Annotated in this window: 22 protein-coding genes; 7 read left to right on the top strand and 15 right to left on the bottom strand. The window is 46.5% G+C overall.

Annotation, left to right across the window (positions count from 1 at the left end):
* Window positions 1-4: 4 nt before the first annotated feature.
* The 6 genes from BO48_RS08155 to spxA form a co-directional block, all read right to left on the bottom strand.
* Window positions 5-475 (bottom strand): cytochrome c oxidase subunit II, encoded by a 471-nt coding sequence (locus BO48_RS08155; protein ID WP_496366939.1) that lies wholly within the window; start codon window positions 473-475, stop codon window positions 5-7.
* 29 nt (window positions 476-504) lie between these two features.
* On the bottom strand, window positions 505-663 hold the full coding sequence (locus tag BO48_RS08150; protein ID WP_496366938.1) for a hypothetical protein: 159 nt from the start codon (window positions 661-663) through the stop codon (window positions 505-507).
* A 385-nt stretch (window positions 664-1,048) separates the two neighbouring features.
* Window positions 1,049-2,848 (bottom strand): oligoendopeptidase F, encoded by a 1,800-nt coding sequence (gene pepF, locus BO48_RS08145; protein WP_496366937.1) that lies wholly within the window; start codon window positions 2,846-2,848, stop codon window positions 1,049-1,051.
* A 69-nt stretch (window positions 2,849-2,917) separates the two neighbouring features.
* Window positions 2,918-3,880: a competence protein CoiA gene (locus BO48_RS08140; RefSeq protein ID WP_496366936.1), complete on the bottom strand. Its 963-nt coding sequence runs from the start codon at window positions 3,878-3,880 to the stop codon at window positions 2,918-2,920.
* Window positions 3,881-3,948: 68 nt separating this feature from the next.
* Window positions 3,949-4,608, bottom strand: a complete 660-nt coding sequence (gene mecA / locus BO48_RS08135; RefSeq protein WP_496366935.1) for an adaptor protein MecA — start codon at window positions 4,606-4,608, stop codon at window positions 3,949-3,951.
* A gap of 200 nt (window positions 4,609-4,808) precedes the next feature.
* Entirely contained in the window at window positions 4,809-5,207 is a 399-nt protein-coding gene (gene spxA / locus BO48_RS08130) for a transcriptional regulator SpxA (protein WP_097042729.1), read from the bottom strand.
* Between the two features lie 300 nt (window positions 5,208-5,507).
* Between spxA and trpS the strand changes: the two genes are divergently transcribed.
* Window positions 5,508-6,506: a tryptophan--tRNA ligase gene (gene trpS / locus BO48_RS08125; RefSeq protein WP_496366934.1), complete on the top strand. Its 999-nt coding sequence runs from the start codon at window positions 5,508-5,510 to the stop codon at window positions 6,504-6,506.
* Between the two features lie 481 nt (window positions 6,507-6,987).
* Here trpS and fabF read toward each other — a convergent pair whose 3' ends face one another.
* The 7 genes from fabF to BO48_RS08090 form a co-directional block, all read right to left on the bottom strand.
* Entirely contained in the window at window positions 6,988-8,229 is a 1,242-nt protein-coding gene (gene fabF, locus BO48_RS08120; RefSeq protein WP_496366933.1) for a beta-ketoacyl-ACP synthase II, read from the bottom strand.
* Complete coding sequence (locus BO48_RS08115; RefSeq protein WP_496366932.1) at window positions 8,222-9,187, bottom strand: beta-ketoacyl-ACP synthase III; 966 nt, start codon at window positions 9,185-9,187, stop codon at window positions 8,222-8,224. Before BO48_RS08115 ends, fabF begins: the two co-directional genes overlap by 8 nt.
* Before the next feature lie 113 nt (window positions 9,188-9,300).
* Window positions 9,301-11,190, bottom strand: a complete 1,890-nt coding sequence (locus BO48_RS08110) for an oligopeptide ABC transporter substrate-binding protein (RefSeq protein WP_496366931.1) — start codon at window positions 11,188-11,190, stop codon at window positions 9,301-9,303.
* Between the two features lie 489 nt (window positions 11,191-11,679).
* On the bottom strand, window positions 11,680-12,591 hold the full coding sequence (locus tag BO48_RS08105; RefSeq protein ID WP_496366987.1) for an ABC transporter permease: 912 nt from the start codon (window positions 12,589-12,591) through the stop codon (window positions 11,680-11,682).
* Between the two features lie 218 nt (window positions 12,592-12,809).
* Window positions 12,810-13,772 carry an ABC transporter permease gene (locus BO48_RS08100; RefSeq protein WP_496366930.1) on the bottom strand — a complete coding sequence of 321 codons (963 nt, stop codon included), beginning with the start codon at window positions 13,770-13,772 and terminating at the stop codon, window positions 12,810-12,812.
* Between the two features lie 6 nt (window positions 13,773-13,778).
* On the bottom strand, window positions 13,779-14,714 hold the full coding sequence (locus tag BO48_RS08095; RefSeq protein ID WP_496366929.1) for an ATP-binding cassette domain-containing protein: 936 nt from the start codon (window positions 14,712-14,714) through the stop codon (window positions 13,779-13,781).
* Complete coding sequence (locus tag BO48_RS08090; protein ID WP_496366928.1) at window positions 14,707-15,768, bottom strand: ABC transporter ATP-binding protein; 1,062 nt, start codon at window positions 15,766-15,768, stop codon at window positions 14,707-14,709. Before BO48_RS08090 ends, BO48_RS08095 begins: the two co-directional genes overlap by 8 nt.
* Before the next feature lie 487 nt (window positions 15,769-16,255).
* Here BO48_RS08090 and BO48_RS08085 point away from each other — a divergent pair, with 487 nt between their 5' ends.
* From BO48_RS08085 to BO48_RS08065, 5 genes are all read left to right on the top strand, one after another.
* Window positions 16,256-16,441, top strand: coding sequence for a DUF2929 family protein (locus BO48_RS08085; RefSeq protein ID WP_496366926.1), 186 nt, complete (start codon window positions 16,256-16,258; stop codon window positions 16,439-16,441).
* 82 nt (window positions 16,442-16,523) lie between these two features.
* Complete coding sequence (locus tag BO48_RS08080) at window positions 16,524-17,060, top strand: glycerol-3-phosphate responsive antiterminator (RefSeq protein ID WP_496366925.1); 537 nt, start codon at window positions 16,524-16,526, stop codon at window positions 17,058-17,060.
* 146 nt (window positions 17,061-17,206) lie between these two features.
* On the top strand, window positions 17,207-18,025 hold the full coding sequence (locus BO48_RS08075) for an MIP/aquaporin family protein (RefSeq protein ID WP_496366923.1): 819 nt from the start codon (window positions 17,207-17,209) through the stop codon (window positions 18,023-18,025).
* Window positions 18,026-18,043: 18 nt separating this feature from the next.
* The gene (gene glpK, locus BO48_RS08070) at window positions 18,044-19,558 is read left to right on the top strand and encodes a glycerol kinase GlpK (RefSeq protein WP_496366922.1); all 1,515 of its coding nucleotides are present in this window, start codon (window positions 18,044-18,046) and stop codon (window positions 19,556-19,558) included.
* A 44-nt stretch (window positions 19,559-19,602) separates the two neighbouring features.
* The gene (locus BO48_RS08065; RefSeq protein ID WP_496366921.1) at window positions 19,603-21,264 is read left to right on the top strand and encodes a glycerol-3-phosphate dehydrogenase/oxidase; all 1,662 of its coding nucleotides are present in this window, start codon (window positions 19,603-19,605) and stop codon (window positions 21,262-21,264) included.
* A 231-nt stretch (window positions 21,265-21,495) separates the two neighbouring features.
* Here BO48_RS08065 and BO48_RS08060 read toward each other — a convergent pair whose 3' ends face one another.
* Window positions 21,496-21,687 (bottom strand): hypothetical protein, encoded by a 192-nt coding sequence (locus BO48_RS08060; RefSeq protein ID WP_496366919.1) that lies wholly within the window; start codon window positions 21,685-21,687, stop codon window positions 21,496-21,498.
* A gap of 4 nt (window positions 21,688-21,691) precedes the next feature.
* Window positions 21,692-24,283 (bottom strand): ATP-dependent chaperone ClpB, encoded by a 2,592-nt coding sequence (gene clpB / locus BO48_RS08055; RefSeq protein ID WP_496366918.1) that lies wholly within the window; start codon window positions 24,281-24,283, stop codon window positions 21,692-21,694.
* A 146-nt stretch (window positions 24,284-24,429) separates the two neighbouring features.
* Between clpB and BO48_RS08050 the strand changes: the two genes are divergently transcribed.
* Window positions 24,430-25,251: an undecaprenyl-diphosphate phosphatase gene (locus BO48_RS08050; RefSeq protein WP_496366917.1), complete on the top strand. Its 822-nt coding sequence runs from the start codon at window positions 24,430-24,432 to the stop codon at window positions 25,249-25,251.
* The last annotated feature ends 8 nt before the right edge of the window (window positions 25,252-25,259 follow it).

The raw sequence follows: 25,259 nt of genomic DNA, 5'->3' as shown, positions 1-25,259 counted from the left end.
CGTCTCACTCCTCTACCGTAATTGTTGCAGACATCATGTGGTGCCCCGTACCGCAGTATTCGTTACATACCATAATGTACTCGCCCGCATCATTGAACGTCTGTGTGATTTCCTGGATGTGGCCAGGTATGACCATCGTGTTTAAGTTTGTATGGGGGACGTTCACACCGTGCACCACGTCTTTGGTCGCCATTCTGAATGTCACTTCAGCGCCTTCCGGCACCGATATTTCACTCGGTTCAAACTGGAATGCCTGCAAGGTCATAATGACTTCATACTCATTATCGCCGGTTTCATAAACACCCGGTTCCGAAAACTCCGGATGCTCCTCCACAGTCTGCGGATCGATATGTTCCTTATGCGACGGGGGCGCCATGCCCATTGCGAATGCCTGGTACCCTGTAATACCCATCGCAACAATGATGATGGCGACCGCAACGATCATCCAGATTTCTTCCATCTTGTTCATTTTCATTGTATTAAGACTCCCTTCTTAACCTGTATTCAGAAACGCATTATGAATAACACGAGCAACACTCCGGTCCATAAAACGATCGAGCCGCCGACGAAGAACAATGTTGAAAATAAAGTGCCCTTCAAAGTCAGATCTTCAGGCGCACTTCTTTCCACCGGCTTTTCCTCTTCTCTTAATTTTTCTGCCATGGATCAACCCTCCTATTTATGATGTATTCGTTTTTAACTTATCTCTATTGTATAAATACTTTGAGAGGGGCATTGTGATTTGGGTCACATCTCTGGAAGGTTTGTTCGAAAAGATCGAAGTCTTAATATTCAGATAAATGAGGGCATAAAAAAAGTAGCACACCTTCTATAGTGTGCTACTTTAAACAAAGGGGATGGGAGAAATTTTTCACTGTTTAACAAAGGGGTATGTTTTTCAGTGATAAAATTTTCATGTATAAAATATAACATCCCCATTGGCTTAGAGCAACATTATGAACAGCTTTTCACAATTTGTTCATAATGTAAACGTATTCACATACTGACTTGTACAGTAAATACATACAAGTTGGTGTTTTTGAGTGGATTACGCTTCCCCGAGCAGTCTTTCAAACTCATCCAGCTGACTTTCAAATACTCTCATTGCGTGGTCGATCGGTTCCCTTGTCGTCATATCGACACCCGCATTTTTCAGGATTTCAATCGGATAGTCCGAGGATCCTTTCTTCAGGAATTCATTGATGTAACGGTCGCGCACTTCAGGGCCGCCGTCGAGCACCTGTTTTGAAAGTGTCGCAGCTGCAGCATATCCAGTCGAATACTGGTATACATAATAGTTCATGTAGAAGTGCGGAATGCGCGCCCACTCGACTTCGATATACTCATCGTAGTCCACAGCATCGCCGTAATACTTCTTGTTGAGTCCGCCGTACACTTCGTCAAGCTTCGATGCAGTGAGCGGTGTGCCTTCTTCTTTCAATCTGTGAATTTCATGCTCGAACTCCGCAAACATCGTCTGACGGAACACCGTGCCTCTGAAGCCTTCCAGCTGCTGGTTCAACAGATACAGTTTCTTCTTCGTATCGTCCAGATTTTCATACATGTAGTCTGCAAGGAGCGCCTCGTTGAATGTACTCGCCACTTCCGCAACGAAAATCGAATAGCCCGCCTGGTTCGACGTCTGATTTTTACGGCTGTAGTAGCTGTGCACCGAATGGCCGAACTCGTGCGCAAGCGTGAACAGATTATCGACGTTATCCTGCCAGTTCATTAAAATAAAGGGATTGGTGCCGTAAGTGCCGGACGAATACGCGCCGCTTCTTTTCCCTTTATTTTCATAAATGTCGACCCAGCGGTTGTTCAGCCCTTCTTTTAAAATGCTGAGATAGTCGCCGCCCATCGGAGAGAGCCCTTTTTCAAGCCAGTCTTTCGCTTCCTCGTAGGTGACTTCAAAGTCGACGTCTTCGACCAGCGGGGTGTAGATGTCATACATTTTAAGTTTGTCGAGCTTCAGCACCTTTTTACGCAGCTCCATATAGCGGTGCATCAGGTGCAGGTTGTCATTGACCGTGTCGACAAGCTGGTCATACACGCTTTCAGGGATGTGGTTGTTTTGCATCGCCTGGTGGCGGCTCGACTCGTAACCGCGGACATTTGCGCTGAAGACGTGTGTGTTGACGACGCCTGACAGCGTCTGACTGAGCGTATTTTTAAACGCACCGTACTGGCTGTACAGGTTTTCGTATGCCGATTTACGCAGCGCTCTGTCCGGTGATTTCAACAGATCGATATACGTGCCCTGTGTGAGTGCGTGCGCGTTCCCTTCTGAATCGACTGCCGGTTCGAACTCGAGGTCCGCGTTGTTGAACATGCCGTAGACGGATGTCGGCGTCGACATGACTTCGCCTGCCTGTGCAAGCAGTTTCTCTTCCTTGTCGCTCAATATGTGCGGGCGTTCATTATTTAAAATTTCAAGGTCGAATTTGAATTCTTTCAGACGGTCATCCTGAATGAACGTTTTCAATGTATCTTCATCCAGCTTTAAAATCTCAGGCGTCAGGAAACTCCACGCCGAATTGAATTTGACCGCAAGTGAACGTGCACGTGACTCGAGTGCACTGTAAGTATCATTCGATGTATCCTGGTCGTGCTTCAAATGCGCATAGACGAATAATCTGCCCAGTCGGTCACCGAGTTCACGCTGCGTTTCAAGCGCACCCGCCAATTTTTCAACAGAATCTATATTACCTTCGAATTGTTCTTCATCCCCGAGATGGGACTCAAGCTTTTCATATTCTTTGTCAAAAGCTTCATCACTTTCGAAAATCGTAGTCAAATCCCACGTATTCTCCAGTTTCTGCTCATCTCTCGTTATGACTTTCGCCATATTAACCCCTCCATTGTTTGTGATGTTTCAATTTTCTCAATTCTTGAGAGAAATTTCAAGTTTCGAACGTTATTGTGAATTGTATAACATAATGTATTCTTCGATCAGTCTGTTGGAAAGCGTGCCGATGTCCGGGCAGTCAAACATGATTCTCGGCTTCAGCATCTGCTGGAAGCCCGCTTTGTTGAACGTGCCCGCTTCCAGATGGTAATAGATGAACAGCTTCCACTCGAGCGGTGAATTCATCAAATAGCGGTCGTTCGGCGTACTGTACGTCAGGTAAAGAGGCAGCGTGTCCATCGTCAGACCCGTCTGATATAAAAAAGTCAGCGTCGGGTTCTGGACCGTCCACTGACGCTTCTCCCGCTGAATGATCGTTTTCATTTCATGGCGGGACAGCTTTTTATTTGTAATGGGTATCGGAGCGGGCATGCCTGTAACGAGGTCTTCCGGAGTGAGCTGTTCCTTTTTGTACTTGAAGCGGCCGCAGCCCATATGATTGCCGATATGAAACACCGTAATATGATGGCTCTTTAAATCCATCGTATAGATTTTATGCGCAGACTGCGTCGACAGCTGGAAATGCGTCGGATACATATAGCTCGCGTCATGTTTGATGGTTGCCGTATCGAGCAGCCAGATCGTCTCAATGCCGAGTGACGCATACCCTTTCGTCCGCCGGGCAATCAGCGCCGGCGAAATTTGAGACAGTTGTATCTCGAGCGCACGGTTTTTATTGACCAGAAGATCTGCGATCTGTTCGATTTCCTGTAAATAAAATTCGATGGCCGTCTGATGGTGCGGCTGGAGTGCGCTAAAGAGCACCGCTTTCAGTTCCAGGTGTGCGGGAGACTCCCGTTTGTACAAATACTTTATGCAGTCGATGATGTGGAGATGCGAAAAATGCGGCGCCTTGATGGTGCCCCGCTTCAGTGTAAGCCGTGAAGTGCAGACGGGACAGTAGTAATCTTTTCCTCTGACGGCGTTTTCTGCGGTGACGTGCGTGCCCTGATTATCCATTGCTATAATCAAAATAAAAAACCCCCTTTTATATATATGCCGAAAAAGGGGGTTTTTGATTTATTTTATTGTTAAATAAATTATTTTTCTTGGAAAAATCTTCTTACCTGGCGGCGGACGTTGTGGCTCATGATGATTTGACCATATTCTTCAATCAATGCCGGTGCCACGTCGGATGGGTTGCTGTACTCGGTTAAAGAAGCCTCTATGCCTTCTATTTCGAGTTTTGACAGGCGATTGTCGAAGATAACCTGATAATAGTATTCACCATCATAAACATGGAGCAGGTCCTCGTAGACCGTTTCATCCTGATCGACCTGATGGGCATACTCAATCAGCGTTTCAAAATTATCAAATTTCACCAATGCAAACTGCTCGGCAACTTTCGATTTCTGATTGCTGTCAGATTCATCGATGGCATTGTTCAGGAAAGACTCTATATCGTTGTTATTGACGTTCATATTTGATTGGTCCATTGAGTAATCTTCCTCACCATTTTGAGATTTGGAAACGACGACCTCGATACCACGGTCATATGCATGCACCTGAATCCATAGCGGGCCTTCCATGCCAAAGCCTTCACCGTGTTCCACATTGACTTCATCCATAACCGACCAGAAGAATTCTTCGCCGCGTTTTCTGTTCATCCACAGCTCATCTCTGTCAAAGCCGCGCTTTTCAATATCCGCATAAGTCATAAAGAATTTTATCGTGGACTCATTAACACGTTCTATCCTCATTGATTTCACTTCCTCTCACAAGAGAATTCTTACTTATAGTATACCTTCATTTACAATAATAAAACAAATACATTGATTTTGTTCTATAAAGTATACTGAAAATGCCTGTAGATTTCAACAAATCTACAGGCATTCCTATTAGCATATACATCAGTTTATATAAGGGGGGATAAAACTGAATCTTATTTTTTAACAGATGATTACATTTCAGCAAGTCTTTTTGCTTCTAGAAGGTGGAAGTTTCTCACTTTACGAGGTAAGAAACGACGGATCTCATCTTCGTTGTAGCCGACCTGCAGACGTTTTTCATCCATGATTATCGGTCTTCTCAACAGACCTGGATTTTCCATGATCAATGTGTATAATTCTTTCATAGGTAATGATTCGATATCCACATTCAACTTTTGGAAAGTTTTTGAACGCGTTGAAATTATTTCATCTGTACCATCTTCTGTCATTCTTAAAATGGCTTTGACTTCTTCTAAAGTCAATGGCTCAGAGAATATATTTCTTTCAGTATACGGAATTTCATTTTCTTGTAACCACGCTTTAGCTTTTCGGCAAGACGTGCAACTTGGAGAAGTAAACAATGTTACCATATAAATCACACTCCAATACTCAATTAGATTTGTAATATTAGTATACCCCATGTGGGACAAAATGTAACCATCCTTAGGAATGATTATGTGTCTAACTAACTTACAATTCATATTATAACCGTCCAACATTAAAATAAAATGAGAAAACGTTAATAAAACACAAAAATTTAGAAAAATTATATTTCTGTCACATTTAGTTTTATTTCGATTTAAGGACGGCTGTATTGCAGTTATGCGTGAATTTTATTATCATTATGTTATTAAGACTAAAATCGACAGTCAAAAGGGAAGGTAACTAAAATGAAAACATTATTTTCAGGTGTACAGCCAAGCGGTATTCCGACAATCGGAAACTACTTGGGCGCATATAAGCAATTCACTGAACTTCAGGAGGAGTATGACTCCTATTTCTGCATCGTCGACCAGCATGCGATCACAGTGCCTCAGGACAGATTGAAGCTCCGGGACAACACGAAAACTCTGGCAGCCATATACCTCGCGTCAGGACTCGATCCGGAGAAGATCACTTTATTCGTCCAGAGTGAAGTCGCTGCACATGCGAAGGCAAGCTGGATGCTGCAGTGCGTGAGCTATATCGGGGAGCTCGAGCGTATGACGCAGTATAAGGATAAGGCTCAGAAGCAGAGTTCAAAGGACGGCATCAATGTCGGACTGCTTACATACCCTACTTTGATGGCGGCGGATATTCTTCTGTACGGTGCGAGCGTTGTGCCGGTCGGTGACGACCAGGATCAGCACCTCGAGCTGACACGCAATATTGCGGAACGTTTCAACAACAGATACAACGATATCTTTACAGTGCCGGAAGTAAAACACCCTGAAGTCGGCGGGCGCATCATGAGCCTGAACGACCCGACCCGTAAAATGAGTAAAAGTGATGATAATACAAAGTCTTACATTTCACTGCTTGATAATCCGAAGACTGCTGCGAAGAAGATCCGCAGTGCAGTGACAGATTCCGGTTCTGAAATTATGTTCGATAAAGAGAACAAGCCCGGTATTTCGAACTTGCTGACGATTTACAGCGGACTGACGGAGAAGAGCATCAAGGATCTCGAAGCTGAATATGCAGGCAAGAGCTACGGTGAATTCAAAGTGGCGCTCGGCGAAGTCGTTGAGAACTTTTTGGTTGAGTTCCAGGGCCGTGTGAATGAGTATGTAGAAAGCGGACGCATTGATGATATCCTCGATGAAGGCCAGGCGCACGCCAGCCGCAAAGCCGACAAGATGGTCGAAAAAATGGAGCGCGCGATGGGACTCGGCCGTAAGAGAAAATAAGTTTCTACTATAATATGTATGAATATGAGAATAAAGACCGTACACTTTGAAGAGTGTGCGGTTTTTTTCTTACGATTAATCGATAGACGTTTAATGCGTCGTCCCGAGGCGTGGGATGGACCGTTGGAGCGCTAGCGGCTCGTCCCGGGGTGTGGGAAGGTCCGTTGGAGCGCTAGCGGCTCGTCCCCGGGTGTGGGAAGGTCCGTTGGAGCGCTAGCGGCTCGTCCCGGGGTGCGGGAAGGACTGTTGGAACGCTAGCGGCTCATCCCGGGATGCGGGAAGGTCTGTTGGAGGGCTAGCGGCTCATCCTGGGGTGCGGGAAGGTCCGTTGGATGAATATTCTTATCTCTATCGGCCGAACCACGCCTCACTTGGCCGATGCGATGGACTTAAGCGAAATCGCGCTGCCACTCACACCGCCGGCGAGATCTTTATTTCATAAAAAAACCTCTTCCTGAATTTCAGAAGAGGTTTGAGTCGATTATTTTTCATATTTTTTAAACAGCAGTGATGCGTTGTGTCCGCCGAAGCCGAGACTGTTGCTCATGGCGTATTTTAGGTCGCTGTCGACTGTGCCGTCCGGGACGTAGTTGAGGTCACATTCCGGGTCCGGGTTGGTCAGGTTGATTGTCGGGTGGACTTTACCGTTCTCGAGGCTCAGGGAAGCGATGATTGCTTCAACTGCACCGGTTGCTCCGAGCAGGTGGCCTGTCATGGATTTTGTCGAGTTGATGAGCAGGTTTGGTGCGTGCTCGCCGAACACTGTTTTCAGTGCGAGTGTTTCATACAGGTCGTTGTAGCCTGTACTCGTACCGTGTGCGTTGACGTAGCCGACTTCATTCGGCTCGACTTCCGCATCTTTCAATGCTTCAGCCATTGCACGTGCGCCGCCTTCACCGTTTTCAGCCGGAGCTGTAATGTGGTATGCGTCGCCTGTCATGCCGTAGCCGACGATTTCTGCATAAATGTGCGCACCGCGTTCAAGTGCGTGTTCCAATTCTTCAATGACGACAACGCCTGCACCTTCACCGATGACGAAACCGTCACGGTCTTTGGAGAATGGCACGGATGCATAGTTTGGGTCTTCTGATTTACTGAGTGCGCGGTTCGCCTGGAACCCTGCCACGCCCATTTCAGTGATCGGTGACTCGGTACCGCCTGAAATCATCACGTCAGCCTGGCCGCGTTCAATGATTTTAAAAGCGTCACCGATTGAGTTTGTACCTGTCGCACATGCTGTGACAGTTGCGCCGTTCGGTCCTTTTGCACCGTGACGGATGGAAACCTGTCCACTTGCCATGTCCGGAATCATCATCGGTACGAAGAATGGACTTACTCTGCGCGGTCCCTTTTCATACAATACTTTGAAACCGTCCTGAAGTGCCTGGATGCCGCCGATTCCTGAACCGATCCACACGCCTACACGTGTGTCATTATTTTCATCGATTACAAGTCCGGAGTCCTTGACCGCTTCATCAGAAGCTACGACCGCATACTGCGTGAAACGGTCCATCCTTCTTGCTTCCTTTTTATCTAAATAATCTTCTATATTGAAGTCTTTCAATTCACCAGCAACATGGATATTGAACTCACTGTTGTCAAATCTTGTGAGCTTATCAATACCGTTCACACCATCCAGTGCATTTTCCCATGTTTCTTTTGCTGTATTTCCGATTGGTGTCAACGCACCAATCCCCGTAATTACGACTCTTCGCTTAGTCATGTTTCTCCTCCTTATTCTTACCCCAAGTTAAGCAAATTGCCCCCCAAGTCAGACCGCCGCCAAAGCCGACCAACACGAGGTTATCTCCTGACTTTATTTTACCATTTTTCAGCTCATGATGAATACTGAGAGGTATGGATGCAGCTGAAGTATTGCCATATTTATCTATTGTACTACTCATTCTGTCTTTAGGCATGTTCATACGTTCTCTTGCCGCGTCCATAATCCGGATGTTCGCCTGATGCGGCACAAGCATATCGATATCATCTGCATCGAGACCGGCCTTTTCAGTAACATTGACGCTGGACTCGCCCATCTGGCGGACCGCAAATTTGAAGACCTCTCGTCCATTCATCTGCAGATATCCACTCTTTTGATCATCATAGAGGTAAGAGGCACCGCTGCCTTTACTGCCAAGTTCGAATGATTTGATGCCGAAGCCCGCGTCCACTTCACCCATTACAGCAGCACCCGCGCCGTCCCCGAACAGGACTGCCGTCGAACGGTCTGTAAAATCAGTGATTTTGGACAGCTTATCCACGCCGACAATCAGTACATTTTTATATGTGCCTGCCTCGATGAACTGGCTTGCTGTGACCATACTGTAAATAAAACCGGTACAGGCTGCGAGCTGATCCATAGATGGTACATTTCTAAGGCCGAGTCTGTCCTGCACAATATTGGCAACGGAAGGGAAACGGTGGTCGCCTGTGGAAGTTGCAACAATGACCAGATCTATATCTTCTTTATCCACGCCGGAGTTTTCAAGCGCCTGCTCAGCGGCAAGCACCGCCATATCAGACGTTTCCATATCGTCTTCAGCGAAACGGCGTTCTTTTATTCCTGTCATTTCTGTAATCCATTCATCTGATGTATCCAGTATTTTTTCGAAATCAAAATTGGTAAATACTCTATCGGGCACATAGGTTCCTAAGCCCAATACGCCTACATTTTTCATTTGACCACACCTTATAATCTCATATTATAACTTGGTACTAATTTAACACAAAATACATCTTTCCACAAATATAAAAAAGCACCCACAATCAAGTGAGTGCTTCATACTAGTTACTATTCAGAAAAACCGACTTGGTATAAGCCGCCAGCTGTTAAGCTGTTATAGCCTTCAGGATCATGACCATACTCTTCACTCCAGCCAACCACATTTTCATTAACCGGTGTTACATATGCACGGTAAAGTGTCGGTGCAACCGGAATGTCTTCGACCATCAGTTCCTGCCACTCGTGATAGATTTCAGTACGAGTATCAGTGTCAAGCGCTTCTTCAGAGTTACCTCTCTGGATCAGCTCAGTGCTTTCTTCAGTTTCATAACGCGGGTAGTTGAATGGTGCCTCCGGTCCGTATAGTCCGCCCGGGTCAACATCCGTACCTACACCCCATGCGCCCTGGTAGATGTCGATGCTTTCGTCGTCGTTTTCAACCATATCGTAGAATGTGTTGAACTCGATCAGACGGCCGTCTGTCTTAACAACGTTCAGGCCAACTTCTCTCCATGACTGGATGTAATAGTTTGTAAGCGGCTCAGCAACATCGCCACCGCTCATTGATGCCATCTGGATTTCAAGTGGCTCGCCGTTCGGGTCCTCACGGAAACCGTCGCCGTCCGTATCTTCATATCCTGCTTCGTCAAGAATACTTTCAGCTTGTGCCGGGTCGTATTCAGGTACTTCTAAGTCATCTTTATGGAATGCTGCGTGGTAAGGTGTGATCAATGATGTCGCTTTCCAGCGCAGTCCATTGTAGAACTGTTCGCCTACTGCATCGTTATCCATTGCATGCCACATAGCACGACGTAATTCAACGTCACCCATCTTCATTTCTTCAGGTGTGTAGTTAACTCTGCCTTCTTCTGCATCCCAGTTACCCAGCTTAAAGCCGATGTAAGTGTATGCTGCGTCAAGCTGTGCAAGCCATTCCACGCCCTCCATATCCGCAACATCCGGATACTGGTCAGTCGGGAAGTTCATTGCAACGTCAATGTTGCCGCTTTCGATTGCGTTAGCAATTGAAGAAGTCGGTGTAACTTCAACTGTGATACCGTCAAGAGCTGGTTCGCCTCTCCAGTAATCTTCATATTTTGTAAGAACAACCGCTTCACCCGGTGTGATTGATTCTACCTGGTAAGGTCCGATACCAATCGGGTTTTCACGAGTCTGTTCTGCTGTAGTCATATCTGCAACTTCAACACCCTCATAGTGATGTTCCGGGAATGCATAGAACCAGAAACCACCGTTAGTCAGTGAAGGCGCAAGTTCTGTATAAGTAAATACTGCTGTCTGCTCATCGACGATCTCGATACCTGAGATTTCATCCGCTTCGCCAGCCTGGTATTCACTGTAACCTTCGATTAAAGTGAAACCGTCTGTTGTACCGCGGACTCCGTCGTAGTCAGGATGTCCAATAACTTCATAAGAAGCGACATAGTCAGAAATCTTGAGCGGCTCACCGTCATGCCATGTCACGCCATCCTGTACAGTAAATGTAACAGTACTGTCTTCTTCATTCATTTCGTATGTGATCGCGCCATCGTTTGTTGCAATCTGGTTTTCGTCGAATGTGAACACTGATTCACCAAAGAAGCTCATCATGTCAGCATCCGGCGCACCCTGGTAGAATGCCCAGTTCAAAGTACCTTCAAAAGGTGTATCTGAACCGTAACCAACTGTCAGTTCGCCTTCCCCTGTCGGTTCTGCATCATTGGATACTATTTGTGGAAAGTCTTCATAGTTGTATACATCGCCGCCGTCTGCAGCGTCATCACCGGATTCAGCGTCGCCGCCATCTTCGGAACCTTCTTCAGACCCCTCTTCAGTTTCTGCATCCGAGCCTTCTTCAGATGATCCCTCTTCTGAAGAGTCGCCGTTACCGCAGGCAGCAAGCGCCAATACGAAGATCAGCATGGTAAAAAACATTAATCTTGACCACGAAAATTTCGTCATCATTTTTCCTCCCCTATTGTAGAAAATTAAACTGTATATATACTAAAGTTCAGTCCCCTGAAACTCAGTACCAAAAATTGGATAAGTATTTCATTTTGTTAAAAATATAATGAAATCCCTTTGAAAATAATATTATCACAATTATCTGAAAAGACAATATGCAATTCAATATTTTTATCATGTTTGGAAATTTATACTATTATGTATATCATCATGTATGTTAATTGTGGACACATTAAAATTATTAAGTATCCTGATTTTTTGTATAATTTTATATTTGTAATTTAATTCTGATACTTTCAGACCTCTTGAACATTTAGTGAATGCAGTTTGTCCTTCTATTATAAATTGTTAGATTTTGTATGTAAAGCGCTTTCACGATTTTTAACAAATTTATTGTAAAAATTCCACAATTCTTGGTTCTTTCAAATTTTTTACGTCAATTCATAAGAAAACAGCAGCCGTTTCAGCCGCTGTTCATCAATTATATTAAGCCTGTCTCTGTCTTGCGTCACCTGCACGTCTCAGTGCTTCACCGATATTACGGACACATAACATCAATATCAGAATCATCAATGCTGCAGGCAGCCACACCCACCATCTATTCTGAAGGGTCTGTGTCTGCGTTGCGTATGACAACAGTGTTCCAAGGGACGGATAGTCCTCAGGGAAACCGAAGCCGAGGAACGACAGCCCTGACTCTATACCAATGTTGGCAGCGAGTGATAGTGTACCGTTTACGATAATGATCCCGACAAGATTCGGCATCAACTGTGAAAAGATAATCTTCAAGTTTGATGTACCCAATGTCTTTGATGCATTGATGTAATCAAGCTCTGTTTCCTGCAAAGCAAGCGAACGTATCAATCTTGCCGTACCCATCCACAGGAACGCCGCCATAATCGCACTGAATGTCCAAATATCATAAGATGGCACAATCGTAACGAAAACGATAACGATCATCAGGAATGGCAGTACAAGGAAGAAGTCAACGACGCGCATTAACGCATTATCCACCTGTCCACCGAAGTAACCTGAAATCAAGCCGTAAATGATACCGAAACCGACACTCATCAATGTAACTAAAAAGCCGATTGCGAGTGAGTTACGTGTGCCGATGATCAGCTGTCCGAATATATCACGTCCGCCGTAGTCCGTACCCAGACGGAACTCTTCATTCGGCGGCTCGTGGATTGCAAACAGGTCAACGAATACAATCTCCGCCTGATCGAGGAACATCGTCAGACCAAATACGTAAGCCGTAATCGATATAAATATTATCAATGAGAATAAAGCCAGCTTATCCGCTATCAGTTCCTGCACAAGCACTTTCCAGCCCGGTGTACTTTTCGGCAGATTTTTATAATCCAACCCCCCGTGGTCTCCTGCACCCGGCGGCATATCGGAATTCATATGCGTCGACATTTCAGATGAGCCGTGAAGCCTTTCATCTCCTCTGTTTCCGTAAGGATCTCGGCCGTCCGAATCGCGGGAAGTACTCTGTTCATTACTTGCCCTCCGGTTCTGGCGTTCGATTTCTTCTCGAGATGCATCAGTCGTCTCTTCATTTGTTTCATTGTTCAAATCTTTATCTTTTTGACTCATTTTACATCCCTCCCTTACTTGATTCGAATCCTTGGATCCACGATACTCAGAATAATGTCAGATAACAGTGCACCGACAATAGTCAGAAATCCGTAGAACAATATCAACACGTTGGCCACACTGAAGTCTCTCGTCTGGATAGATTCAAGGAACAGTGCACCCATGCCCGGATATGCATATACCCATTCGATGAATATGGAACCGCCGAGAAGTCCGACCAGCTCATACCCGAAGAAAGCGGCAATCGGTATGATTGCATTTCTGAATATATGCTTAAGGTAAAGTGATACTTGCTTAACCCCTTTGGCACGGGCAAGCATAACGTAGTCCTTTTGCTGTGCTTCAATGACACCGCTTCTTAAATACTGCACGGTGCCGACCAGCCCGATGAGCGCGATTGAGAAACTCGGCAGTATCAAGTGGTTTATTTTACTTAAAATATATTCAACCGATCCCGGTTCAAGTCCGGCGCCGACACTTCCGTTCGTCGGGAAAACACCAAAGTGATAACCGAAAATCCATAACACTACAAGACCGAACACGAATGTCGGTGTCGCAAAACCTAAGTAAGTATAGCCTGTAATCACTGAATCAAGCAGTGAATCTTTATAACGGCCTGAAATCAGACCTAAAGGAATACCAATGACATAGATGATGATCACTGAAAATACTGACAGCCAGATTGTGTTCATCAACCTGCTTCCAATTACATCCATTACCGGTCTCTGGTGGAATATCGACTGTCCGAAATCCCCCTGGAACATGGCAACGACCCAGTCTCTGTACTGTATGTACCATGGGTTGTTAAGTCCTAATGCTTCACGCCTTGCTTCTATCGCTTCTGCCGGTATTGACGGGTCAATCAGGCCGGACAGCGCATCTCCCGGCATCAATGAACCCATAAAGAACACCAGTATGCTGAGCAGCACAAGCTGCGGGAAAGTTATAAGTAATCTTCTTAGAGTAAATTTAATCATAGATCATCAACCTTTCACCGGTAACGCAACTTTATGCGTATCGGAAATTGACTGGAGCGGGAAAGCCCGTCCTTCGTCGTCCAAGTACTCTGTAAAATGCTGGTCATACTCTTCTTTGATCTGTTGACGCAGCTTCAGATTACTTTCCACTTTTTCGACATTCGTATCCGGTATCGCCGCAATCAGCCGCTTCGTATATATATGCTGCGGATTGTTGAATATTTCTTCGGCAGTCCCTTCTTCGACCAGCCGTCCGTGATACATGATACCGATATGCTGGCACATATGACGCACTACCCCAAGGTCATGCGCGATGAACAGCATCGTCAAATCCATGTCCTGCTGAATTTCCTGCATGAAGTTCAACACCTGTGCCTGCACTGATACGTCGAGTGCGGAAACCGGCTCATCAGCGATGATCAGCTTCGGATTCAGCGCAATCGCACGGGCGACCCCGATACGCTGGCGCTGACCGCCTGAGAATTCGTGCGGGAACTTATATAAGGAACCCGGCGGCAGACCGACTCTTTCGAGCAGCTTGAGCACTTCTTCTATCAGTTCGTTCTTTGAAAAGCTCTCATAGTTTTTTAATGGTTCCGCAACGATGTCGAAGACTCGTTTACGTACGTTCAATGAAGAATACGGGTCCTGGAATATCATCTGGATATCCCGGTTGACGCCCACTTTCTTCCCTTTACCACTCAGTTTTTCCCCTTGGAAAAAAATCTCTCCCTCAGTGATGTCATTCAGTCCCATCACCGCTTTTCCGGTCGTCGTCTTGCCGGAACCGGACTCCCCTACAAGTCCGTATGTCGTTCCTCTTGGAATTGAAATATTCACTCCGTCAACCGCTTTAACATGGTCTTTCACCGTATTAAAGAAGCCCCCTTTGATCGGAAAGTGAATTTTCAAATCATTGATTTCTAAAAATGCGTTACTCATTGCTCACCGACGCCCCCTTCTTTCCATCCATCTGCCCGGCTTCAACGTGCTTTTCCATCTCTTTATGATCAATGGAATTATCAAGATAGAAGTTTTTATAACAAGTACATCTCACCAGGTGTTCCGGTGCAATTTCCCGGAGCTCCGGTTTATGTTCATGCTCTTCAGCTTTGATCCATGGAATTCTGGGTGCGAATCTGCAGCCGTCCCGGTCCATCTTATTGAGTGCCGGTACGACGCCCTGTATGACGTGCAGTTTTCCGCCGAGCAGTTCTTCCGACGGCAGCGAGTTCAACAGCGACCGTGTATACGGATGCTGCGGATTGGTGAACAGTTCCTTTACAGGCGCCACTTCGACAATCTGCCCCGCATACATCACCGCAACCCGGTCGGCCATCTCGGCCACAACGCCCAGGTCATGTGTAATCAATAAAACCCCGGAGCCGAGGTCATCCTGCAGCTCACGGATCAAGTCGAGAATCTGTGCCTGGATTGTCACGTCAAGCGCTGTTGTCGGCTCATCCGCTATGAGCAGCTTCGGCCGGTTAGCGATGGCGATCGCAATGACGACACGCTGGCGCATCCCCCCGGACAATTCATGCGGGTATGCATTTGCCACACGTTCAGGACGCGGAATGCCCACACGGTCAAGCAGTTCTATTGTGTATGCTTCCCGTTCGCTTTTCTTTTTTGTATTATGGATTGTCAGCGTTTCTAAAATCTGATGTTTAATTTTCATCAGCGGGTTCAGTGCCGTCATCGGATCCTGGAATATCATCGCGATGTTTCCGCCTCTGATTTTATTCATTTTACGTTCATTATTTTTAAGCAGGTCCTGTCCCTGGAATAAAACTTCTCCGGATACTCTTGCGTGGCTATGTAACCCCATCAGTGAGAATGCCGTCGCACTTTTGCCGGAACCGGATTCACCGACCAGTGCAAGCACTTCATTTTCCCGGATACGCATATTTACATCATCAACAGCTGGATAATATTCACCATCTATTTTGAATGAAGTTGTTAAGTTATTAACCTCCAAAAGATGTTTAACCATTAACCATCACCCATCTCTCCTTCTATTATTTAAAGCCTTTGATTTATTTAAAAAGACGAAAAATTCAAACAATTATATCGCGATTTTAAAAATGGTTTTTAATTTTTATTTATACGCTTTTTGTTTTTCACAAACTCGCTTTATCTTTGTGATTTTTGAATTGCGAGATTTTTTAAATAATATCACTTCTATATCATATTGTAATTATCCAATCATATATTTTCAATAGCAACTTCAATGTTTGGGCCCAATACGGGTTTCCGGATTTAAATATACACCATTGAATATTTATTTTCAATAACATATTTGTAATGAATTATCGCACGATGAAAGCGATTTCAACACAACCCTTGACTGGCAAAGGTTTCACAAAGACATTGTGAAATAATTAATTAATTAAGATTTTTATTGATATGTATCTATACTTTTCATCCATTTTGTATTATTATATAGAGTAGCTAAATTATGTTTAGGAGTTGTCGCTTCCATGAAATATATCGTTACTTTCGTTTGGGCGCTGATGTTGTCTCAGATGGTCAACTTTATATTGAACAGTCTGGCCGGCGGTGGACCGTACAGTTTTATGAGCGGTATATTGCTTGCGGTATTGATTACTGTGACTGTTTTCGTTCTGGATATCATGATGAAAGATCCAAACGAGGCTGCCGAATAGAGCAGCGGACATTCTCCCCCATCTGCTGACTTTCAGCGGCTGGGGGTTTTTATTTACCAATTGAAAATAATCGAGGTTTAACATGACAAACATTTTACCTGCAATACGTTCGATGAAAGATTTTGAAAAGCTGATCGGCGGCCCTTATAAAAAGGTGGTGCTGCTGGATATTCACATCGGCAATCTTGCCAGTCATATGAAAGTGATGCATGAACATGGTTTCCAGGTGTATATTCATCTGGATCTGATCAAGGGGCTTGCGATTAATAACGAGGCGCTTGAATACATCCATCAGAAGTTCAAACCTTACGGCATCGTCACGACCCGCGGAAAGCTGATCAACAAGGCGAAGTCGATAAAGCTTCAGACGATTCTGCGTGTTTTTCTGATCGATTCTTCATCTGTAGAGAAAAGTATCGATATGATCAATCAGACGAGTCCCGATTATATAGAAATTCTGCCGGGCATCGTGCCGAAGATGATTCACTTTTATACACATACACAGAACGTGGATGTTATTGCCGGCGGTTTGATTGAAACGCAGCAGGAAGTCGATCAGGCGATTCAGGCGGGGGCGAAATTCGTCACCACTTCAAAAATTGATTTATGGTTTGATTAAGTTTAAATTTGACTTTTCAAAATCGAGAGGGTATATTTTAAATCAAGTTAATAGCGATGGAGATTTAGAGTCCGCATTTATAGTGTCCTACTATAAGTGTGGACTTTTTTAATTCCTATTAACAAATCCAAAGGGGGAAACAAGTTATGAATGTTTATATTGCAGAATTTGTCGGCACCGCGATACTCGTATTGTTCGGTACCGGCGTTGTCGCAAACGTCAATTTGAAAGGATCACTTGCAAACGGGGCCGGCTGGGTCGTCATTGCATTCGGCTGGGGCTTCGCCGTAACATTCGGTGTTTATGCCGTCGGCCAGTTTTCGGACGCTCATATCAATCCCGCAGTCACACTCGGCTTTGCATTTGCCGGCGTATTTCCATGGGTGGATGTTGTGCCTTACATCATTGCGCAGGTTTTAGGTGCCATGGTCGGTGCACTGCTCGTCTGGCTGCACTTCATGCCGCACTTTAAAGCAGAGGAGGACCCGGGTACGAAGCTTGGCGTTTATGCAACAAACGCGGTTTATCCGAACTATGTCGCAAACTTCACGAGTGAGATGATTGGTACGTTCATTTTGGTCATGGGACTTTTATTTATCGGCGCCAATGAATTTACAGAAGGTCTGAATCCGTTGATTGTCGGTTTCCTGATTACAGCAATCGGTCTGTCACTCGGCGGTACAACAGGATATGCCATCAACCCGGCACGTGACTTCGGTCCAAGACTCGCACACTTTTTGTTACCGATTCCAGGCAAAGGCGATTCAAACTGGAAATATGCACCTGTGCCTATTTTAGGACCGCTTTCAGGCGGTGCGCTCGGAGCGGCTGTTTACAATACCGTATTCCTCGGGGCGCCTGATGTGTACTTAGTTGCAGGCATCGTGTTCGTGATTGCCGTACTCGTTTTCGGGGTATTCTTAAACAAGACGATTTTAAAAGAAGAAACATCTAAATTAATGTAATCCAAGGGGGATTTTAAAATGGAAAAGTATATTATGTCAATTGACCAGGGTACAACGAGTTCAAGAGCGATTCTTTTCAATAAAAACTCAGAAGTCGTGGCGACGAGCCAAAAGGAATTCAAGCAGTACTTCCCGCAGTCCGGCTGGGTCGAGCACAATGCAAATGAAATCTGGAGCTCGGTGCTGGCATGCGTTGCCGGAGTATTGTCCGAGAATAATATCAAGGCTTCACAGGTGGAAGCGATCGGTATTACGAACCAGAGGGAAACAACTGTCGTCTGGGATAAAAATACCGGCAAGCCGATTTATAACGCGGTTGTCTGGCAGTCACGCCAGACGGCGGATATTTGTGAAGAACTGAAAAGCCAGTATTTGGAGCCGAAATTCAAAGAACGTACAGGTCTGCTTCTTGACCCTTATTTCTCAGGAACAAAAGTTAAATGGATTCTTGATAATGTAGAAGGTGCAAGAGAGAAAGCAGAGAACGGCGAGCTTTTATTCGGGACAATAGATACATGGCTCATCTGGCGCTTTACTGAAGGTAACGTGCATGTAACGGATTATACGAATGCGAGCCGTACTTTAATGTACAATATCCACGAGCTCAAGTGGGATTCTGAACTGCTTGAGCATCTGACGGTGCCTGAATCGATGCTTCCGGAAGTTAAATCTTCTAGTGAAGTTTACGGTGAAACGACGAAAGCACACTTCTTCGGCATCAACGTACCGATCGCAGGTATTGCGGGTGACCAGCAGGCAGCACTTGTCGGCCAGCTGTGTCTTGAAAAAGGTCAGACGAAAAATACTTACGGTACCGGTTGTTTCCTATTGATGAACACGGGTACAGAAGCGATGAAGAGTGAAAACGGACTGCTGACGACAATTGCATACGGACTTGACGGAAAAGTGCATTACGCACTGGAAGGTTCAATTTTCGTAGCCGGCAGTGCCATCCAGTGGCTGAGAGACGGCCTCAGGATGTTCACTGATTCCGCTCAGACGGAAGAGTATGCAACGCGTGTGGATGATACACAGGGCGTCTATGTCGTGCCGGCATTTACCGGTCTCGGTGCCCCTTACTGGGATTCAGAAGCGCGCGGTGCGGTTTTCGGACTGTCACGCGGTACTGAAAAAGAGCACTTTGTCCGTGCAACGCTCGAGTCCCTCGCCTACCAGACGAAAGATGTGCTGGATGCGATGCAGAAGGATGCGGACACGAACCTTGACATGCTGAGAGTCGACGGCGGCGCTGCAGAAAATGATTTTCTGATGCAGTTCCAGTCCGACCTTTTAAGAACACGTGTTGAGCGTCCGGAAGTGCTTGAAACGACTGCACTCGGTTCAGCATATCTTGCAGGACTTGCGTCAGGTTTCTGGTCTTCCGTCGATGAAATCCAGCAGGTGACAGAAACGGATTCCGTATTTGAACCGGAAATGGAACAGGAAAAAATTGATGAGTTATATGAAGGCTGGCAAGCGGCAGTCAGTGCCACGCAGTCCTTCAAACCGAAACGTGTCAAAGAAGAAGAATAAGTTTATTCATATAGAAATACCAATCATTTAGGAGGATTTGCAACATGTTAAATATGTTAACCAGAAAAGATCAACTTGAGCATATGGAAAAAGTCGATTATGATGTCGTGGTGATTGGTGGTGGGATAACCGGTGCAGGTGTTGCACTGGACGCAGCAAAACGGGGTATGAAAGTCGCTTTGGTGGAGATGCAGGATTTCGCAGCAGGTACATCGAGCCGCAGTACGAAGCTTGTTCACGGCGGTCTGCGCTATTTGAAACAGATGCAGATCGGTGTCGTGAGATCCACCGGTATCGAGCGTGCAGTCGTTTACGAAAACGGCCCGCATGTGACAACACCGGAATGGATGCTGCTGCCTTTTCATAAAGGTGGTTCGTACGGCGAGACGATGACGAGCATCGGGCTGAAAGTCTATGATGCACTCGCAAGAGTGAAAAAAGGTGAACGCCGTCAGATGCTTTCAGTCGACGACGTTAAAAATAAAGAGCCTCTCGTCAAGCAGGACGGTCTGCTCGGCGGCGGTTACTATGTCGAGTACAAAACCGATGATGCCAGGTTGACGATCGAAGTGATGAAAAAAGCCGTCGAATTTGGTGCCGATCCCGTCAATTACATGAAGTCAACTGGTTTCGTATATGACAAAGGGCAAGTCGTCGGTATTCGCGCACAGGATGCGCTCGGCGGCCGTGAGTATCAAATCTTAGGCCGCAGGGTAATAAACGCCGCTGGCCCATGGGTCGACGACGTGCGTGCGGAAGACCCTGCTTCTAAAGATATCAAGAAGCATATCGTCTTATCAAAAGGCGTTCATATCGTCTTCGATGAGAGTGATTTCCCGCTCGGACAGGCCATTTATTTCGATACGAAAGATGATGGCAGAATGATGTTCGCGATTCCGAGAAACGGCAAGACGTATGTCGGAACAACGGATACATTTTATGATGAAGATATCGCCAAGCCGATCGCAACTCAGGAAGACCGCGATTATCTGCTGAAAAATGTGAACTATATGTTTCCTGAACTTGATCTGGCAGATGATGATATCGAGTCCAGCTGGGCAGGTATCCGTCCATTGATTCAGCAGCCGGGCAAAGGCCCTTCTGAATTATCCAGAAAAGATGAAATCTGGGTGGCTGACAGCAAGCTGATCAATATTGCCGGCGGTAAACTTACAGGCTACCGCCATATGGCTGAAGATATCGTCGACCGTGTGGCGAAAGAACTGAAGAAAGAATATGGAATGAAGTTCAAAGCGTGCGATACAGAGCATCAGGTCATTTCCGGAGGAGATGTCGGCGGCAGTGACAACTTCGAAGCATTCGTCGAAGCTGCTGCTCTGAAAGCCGAATCGTTCGGTCTGACCCAGGAAGAAGGCCGCACGATTGCAAGTAAATACGGCAGCAACGCTGAAAAGATATTTACTTTAGCGGGCGCAGTCGATACTGATAATGAATTCGGCCTGCCGCCTGTCGAGCATGCCAAAGTGATCTACAGCATCCAGAATGAAATGATCGCCAAACCGACGGACTACTTCGTCCGCCGTACCGGCGACTTATATTTCGATGTTGATCTCGTCACTAAATATCAGGACGGTGTGGTCGCTCTTATGCAGAAGACACTCGGCTGGAGCGATGAAACGCGCGATCAGATGGTAGATGAACTTGAGTTTGCATTGAAGAATGCAGTTGGAGAATTTGTTAAATAAATTATTATGAAAGTTGAACCCCCTGTCAGGTGCTGGCAGGGGATTTTTCATGGTTGTTTGGCGGGGATCGGCGCTTCGAATTGGAATCGAGGCTCCGATGGCGATCTATCGGCTCTTCGAATTGGAATCGAGGCTCCGATGGCGTTCTATCAACGCTTCGAATTGGAATCGAGGCTCCGATGGAGATCTATCGGCTCTTCGAATTGGAATCGAGGCTCCGATGGCGTTCTATCAACGCTTCGAATTGGAATCGAGGCTCCGATGGCGATTCAGCACATGCTCTTTTGAATCACGAACGCGTGTTAAATGGACTTTATAGGTACTCGCCACACCCACGAGTGCCTGCAACACCCCATAAAACAAAGAGATGCCCCGGAAGTAGAGAGTTTCCTCTGCTTCCTGGGGCATGATTTTTATTTCCATTAAATTATTTTGTTTCGAATTTGAGTTCGCCGTCTGTGTAGTCGACTTTGAAGTTCAGGCCTTCGACGAGGTCGCTCGCGATCATTTTGCGGGCGAGCGGTGTTTCGATGTGCCGTGTGATGAAGCGTTTCAGCGGACGGGCACCGAATTGGGGCTCGTATGCTTCGTCTGTAATCCATCTTTTTGCGGCGTCCGACACTTCGACGGTCATATGCTGAGAATCGAGTCTGCGGTTCAGATCGGCAATCAGCTTGTCGACGATCATGCCCATGTTGTCTTTCGATAACGGGCTGAACATGACGATGTCGTCCATGCGGTTGATGATTTCAGGCTTGAAGTACATGTGGACTTCGCCCATCACCGTATCTTTGACTTCGTCTGTCAGCACACCGTCGTTTTCGACGGCATCCAGCAGGTGGCCGGAGCCGATGTTTGAAGTCATGATGATGATCGTGTTTCTGAAATCGACCGACCGTCCTTTTGAGTCTGTCAGGCGGCCTTCGTCCAACAGCTGCAGCAGGATGTTGAATACATCGCTGTGCGCCTTTTCCACTTCATCGAGCAGAATGACGGAGTACGGCTGGCGGCGGATGGCTTCAGTGAGCTGACCGCCCTCTTCGTGGCCGACGTATCCCGGTGGTGCACCGATGAGCCGTGACACGGCGTGCTTCTCCATGTATTCACTCATATCGATGCGGATCATGTGTTTCTCGGAGTCGAACATCGTGGACGCGAGTGTTTTGGCAAGTTCTGTTTTACCCACACCGGTCGGTCCTAAAAATAAAAAGCTCCCGATCGGACGGTCCGGATCTTTGATGCCGGCTCTTGCACGGATGACTGCATCCGCAACGAGGTCAACGGCTTCATCCTGGCCGACGACGCGCTCATGCAGTATATCCGACAGTTTGAGCAGTTTATCCTTCTCGGTCTCAACGAGTTTCGAAACCGGGATGCCGGTCCATGTGCTGACGATATAGCCGATTTCCTCTTCGGTCACGACTTCACGGATGATGCGGTTTTCACCGGCACTCGCCTCCTGCAGTTCCGTTTCGAGCTCGACCATTTCCTTTTCAAGCTGCGGCAGTCTGCCGTGTCTGAGCTCGGCGGCACGTTCCAATTCATAATTGTTTTCCGCTTCTTCAAGTTCCTGTCTCGCCTTATCCACTTCGGCACGCTTATCGTTCACGCGGCCGATCTGTTCTTTCTCTTTTTCGACACGCTGCGCCAGGCTGCCCTGCGCCTCACGTGCTTCCGACAATTCCTTCTGCAGTTCATCGAGGCGCAGTCTTGATACGGAGTCGTCTTCATTTTTAAGCGCCTGTTCCTCGATTTCCAGCTGCATGACGCGGCGGTTGATCTGGTCCAGTTCGGTCGGGTTCGAGCCCATTTCCGTACGGATTGTCGCACTCGCCTGGTCCATCAGGTCGATGGCCTTGTCCGGCAGGAATCTGTCCGTAATGTAACGGTCGGATAATTCCGCAGCCGCAACGAGTGCACGGTCAGTGATTCTGACACCGTGGTGCACTTCATAACGCTCCTTCAGGCCGCGCAAAATTGAAATCGTATCTTCAACATCCGGCTCCGGCACCTGCACTTTCTGGAAACGACGTTCCAAGGCGGAATCCTTCTCGATGTATTCACGGTACTCATTCAGCGTCGTCGCACCGATACAGTGCAGTTCACCCCGTGCGAGCATCGGCTTCAGCATATTCCCCGCATCCATGGCACCTTCCGTTTTACCGGCACCGACAAGCATGTGGATTTCGTCTATGAATAAAATAATCCGGCCTTCGGATTCCTTTATTTCCTTAAGAACGGCTTTCAGACGCTCTTCGAATTCACCGCGGTATTTCGCACCGGCGACAAGCGCGGACAGATCCAGTTCAAAAATGGTCTTGTCCATCAGGCTATCCGGTACGTCACGCCGGACGATCCGCTGGGCGAGTCCTTCGACGATCGCCGTTTTACCGACACCCGGCTCACCGATCAGCACCGGGTTATTCTTTCTTTTACGGCTTAATATGCGCACCGTACTTCTCACTTCTTCATCACGGCCGATAACAGGGTCAACATTGCCGTGTCTGACTTCTTCGACCAGGTCACGGCCGTATTTTTGCAACACTTCATATTGTACTTCAGGATTTTGTGATGTCACATGATTCCCTCCTCTGACTTTCTCTATCACTTCTTTGATCACTTCATCTTTGTTGCCGACAGTTTCTTTCATTATATTGTCGTTTCTGATCGCCGCAAGCAGCATATGTTCCTGGGATATGAATGTATCTCCCATTTCAGCCATATACTTTTCCGCACGGCCCACGATGCCTGTAAATCCGTTCGACATGTACTGGCCGTACTGGACATTCTCGCCTGTGACCACGTTGTACTTCTCAAGCTTTTCATCGTATTTTTCAATGAGTGCGTCGACATCAATATTGACACGTTCCAATATGTCTCTCGACATGCTTTCATCGATGGTCAGCATTGCTTTTACCACCGCTTCAGATTCTATCGCCTGCAGTTTGAGATCCACCGATATGCCCTGGGCACGTTCGATGATCGACTGCACTTGATAGGTCATTTTATTTATATCCATAAATGTCACCTCACATGAATTTTAAGAGTTTGACCTTTTTTGACCTTAATTTAATTATACTACTTTTTACCCTCTTTTCAAGTTATTTATCGCTTTTAAATGAAATTTATTTTATACTATAGTTTAGATTTTTAGGAGGCGTAACAATGGAATTTTGGGAATTGATCAAATACATATTTTTGGGGCTGCTGCAGGGCATCACCGAACCGATTCCGGTTTCATCGAGCGGACATCTGGTGATCGCGAGGGAGCTTTTCGGCATCGAATCCTCAGGCTTGTCGTTTGAAATATTTTTAAATACCGCATCGCTGTTCGCGGTGCTGATCATATATAGAAATGATATTATCGCAATCATTAAAAATTTAAGCCGGTTTTTATTCCAGGGGGCAAGGGACGCCCAGGCAATAAAAGACGCCAGGTACACGATGTATCTAATCATCGCGACGATTCCTGTCGGTGTGATGGGGCTCCTGCTCAATGACGTCATCGGCGACAACATTTCGATGGGCTTCGTCGGGCTGATGCTGCTTGTGACGGGCCTCGCGCTCTGGTTCATTAAAAATAAACGCGGCCAGAAGCGTGACGGCGAACTCACCGTCAAAGACTCGATCATCGTCGGTCTGTCACAGGTCGTCGCCCTGACGCCGGGCGTCAGCCGGAGCGGTGCGACACTTGTCGGCGCGATGGCAGTCGGCCTGAATCAGGAAAACGCACTCAGATTCGTCTTCCTGCTCTACATCCCGGTCTCCCTCGGGACGGCGCTGATCGGCATCCCGGACATCATCGGCGACCCGAATATCGATACTTTATGGCTCGCATATGTACTTGCATTCGTTGCATCACTGATTGCGACATACTACGCGCTCAGATGGCTGCAGGGCGTCATGGAACGCGGCAACCTGATCATTTTCAGCTATTACTGTTTTGGCCTCGGAACATTTGCGATTCTTTACCATTTCATATTTTAAGGAAGTGT

This window comes from Lacicoccus kunmingensis DSM 17847 (assembly GCF_059568765.1).
Note: the sequence above shows the minus strand (reverse complement) of the source record. Positions and strands in the feature narration are given on the sequence as shown.

Coding starts and splice junctions, on each gene's coding strand:
- BO48_RS08155 (WP_496366939.1), bottom strand. CDS start 475: ATGAAAATGAACAAGATGGAAGAAATCTGGATGATCGTTGCGGTCGCC.
- BO48_RS08150 (WP_496366938.1), bottom strand. CDS start 663: ATGGCAGAAAAATTAAGAGAAGAGGAAAAGCCGGTGGAAAGAAGTGCG.
- pepF (WP_496366937.1), bottom strand. CDS start 2,848: ATGGCGAAAGTCATAACGAGAGATGAGCAGAAACTGGAGAATACGTGG.
- mecA (WP_496366935.1), bottom strand. CDS start 4,608: ATGAGGATAGAACGTGTTAATGAGTCCACGATAAAATTCTTTATGACT.
- spxA (WP_097042729.1), bottom strand. CDS start 5,207: ATGGTAACATTGTTTACTTCTCCAAGTTGCACGTCTTGCCGAAAAGCT.
- trpS (WP_496366934.1), top strand. CDS start 5,508: ATGAAAACATTATTTTCAGGTGTACAGCCAAGCGGTATTCCGACAATC.
- fabF (WP_496366933.1), bottom strand. CDS start 8,229: ATGACTAAGCGAAGAGTCGTAATTACGGGGATTGGTGCGTTGACACCA.
- BO48_RS08115 (WP_496366932.1), bottom strand. CDS start 9,187: ATGAAAAATGTAGGCGTATTGGGCTTAGGAACCTATGTGCCCGATAGA.
- BO48_RS08110 (WP_496366931.1), bottom strand. CDS start 11,190: ATGACGAAATTTTCGTGGTCAAGATTAATGTTTTTTACCATGCTGATC.
- BO48_RS08105 (WP_496366987.1), bottom strand. CDS start 12,591: ATGCCGCCGGGTGCAGGAGACCACGGGGGGTTGGATTATAAAAATCTG.
- BO48_RS08100 (WP_496366930.1), bottom strand. CDS start 13,772: ATGATTAAATTTACTCTAAGAAGATTACTTATAACTTTCCCGCAGCTT.
- BO48_RS08095 (WP_496366929.1), bottom strand. CDS start 14,714: ATGAGTAACGCATTTTTAGAAATCAATGATTTGAAAATTCACTTTCCG.
- BO48_RS08090 (WP_496366928.1), bottom strand. CDS start 15,768: ATGGTTAAACATCTTTTGGAGGTTAATAACTTAACAACTTCATTCAAA.
- BO48_RS08085 (WP_496366926.1), top strand. CDS start 16,256: ATGAAATATATCGTTACTTTCGTTTGGGCGCTGATGTTGTCTCAGATG.
- BO48_RS08080 (WP_496366925.1), top strand. CDS start 16,524: ATGACAAACATTTTACCTGCAATACGTTCGATGAAAGATTTTGAAAAG.
- BO48_RS08075 (WP_496366923.1), top strand. CDS start 17,207: ATGAATGTTTATATTGCAGAATTTGTCGGCACCGCGATACTCGTATTG.
- glpK (WP_496366922.1), top strand. CDS start 18,044: ATGGAAAAGTATATTATGTCAATTGACCAGGGTACAACGAGTTCAAGA.
- BO48_RS08065 (WP_496366921.1), top strand. CDS start 19,603: ATGTTAAATATGTTAACCAGAAAAGATCAACTTGAGCATATGGAAAAA.
- BO48_RS08060 (WP_496366919.1), bottom strand. CDS start 21,687: ATGGAAATAAAAATCATGCCCCAGGAAGCAGAGGAAACTCTCTACTTC.
- clpB (WP_496366918.1), bottom strand. CDS start 24,283: ATGGATATAAATAAAATGACCTATCAAGTGCAGTCGATCATCGAACGT.
- BO48_RS08050 (WP_496366917.1), top strand. CDS start 24,430: ATGGAATTTTGGGAATTGATCAAATACATATTTTTGGGGCTGCTGCAG.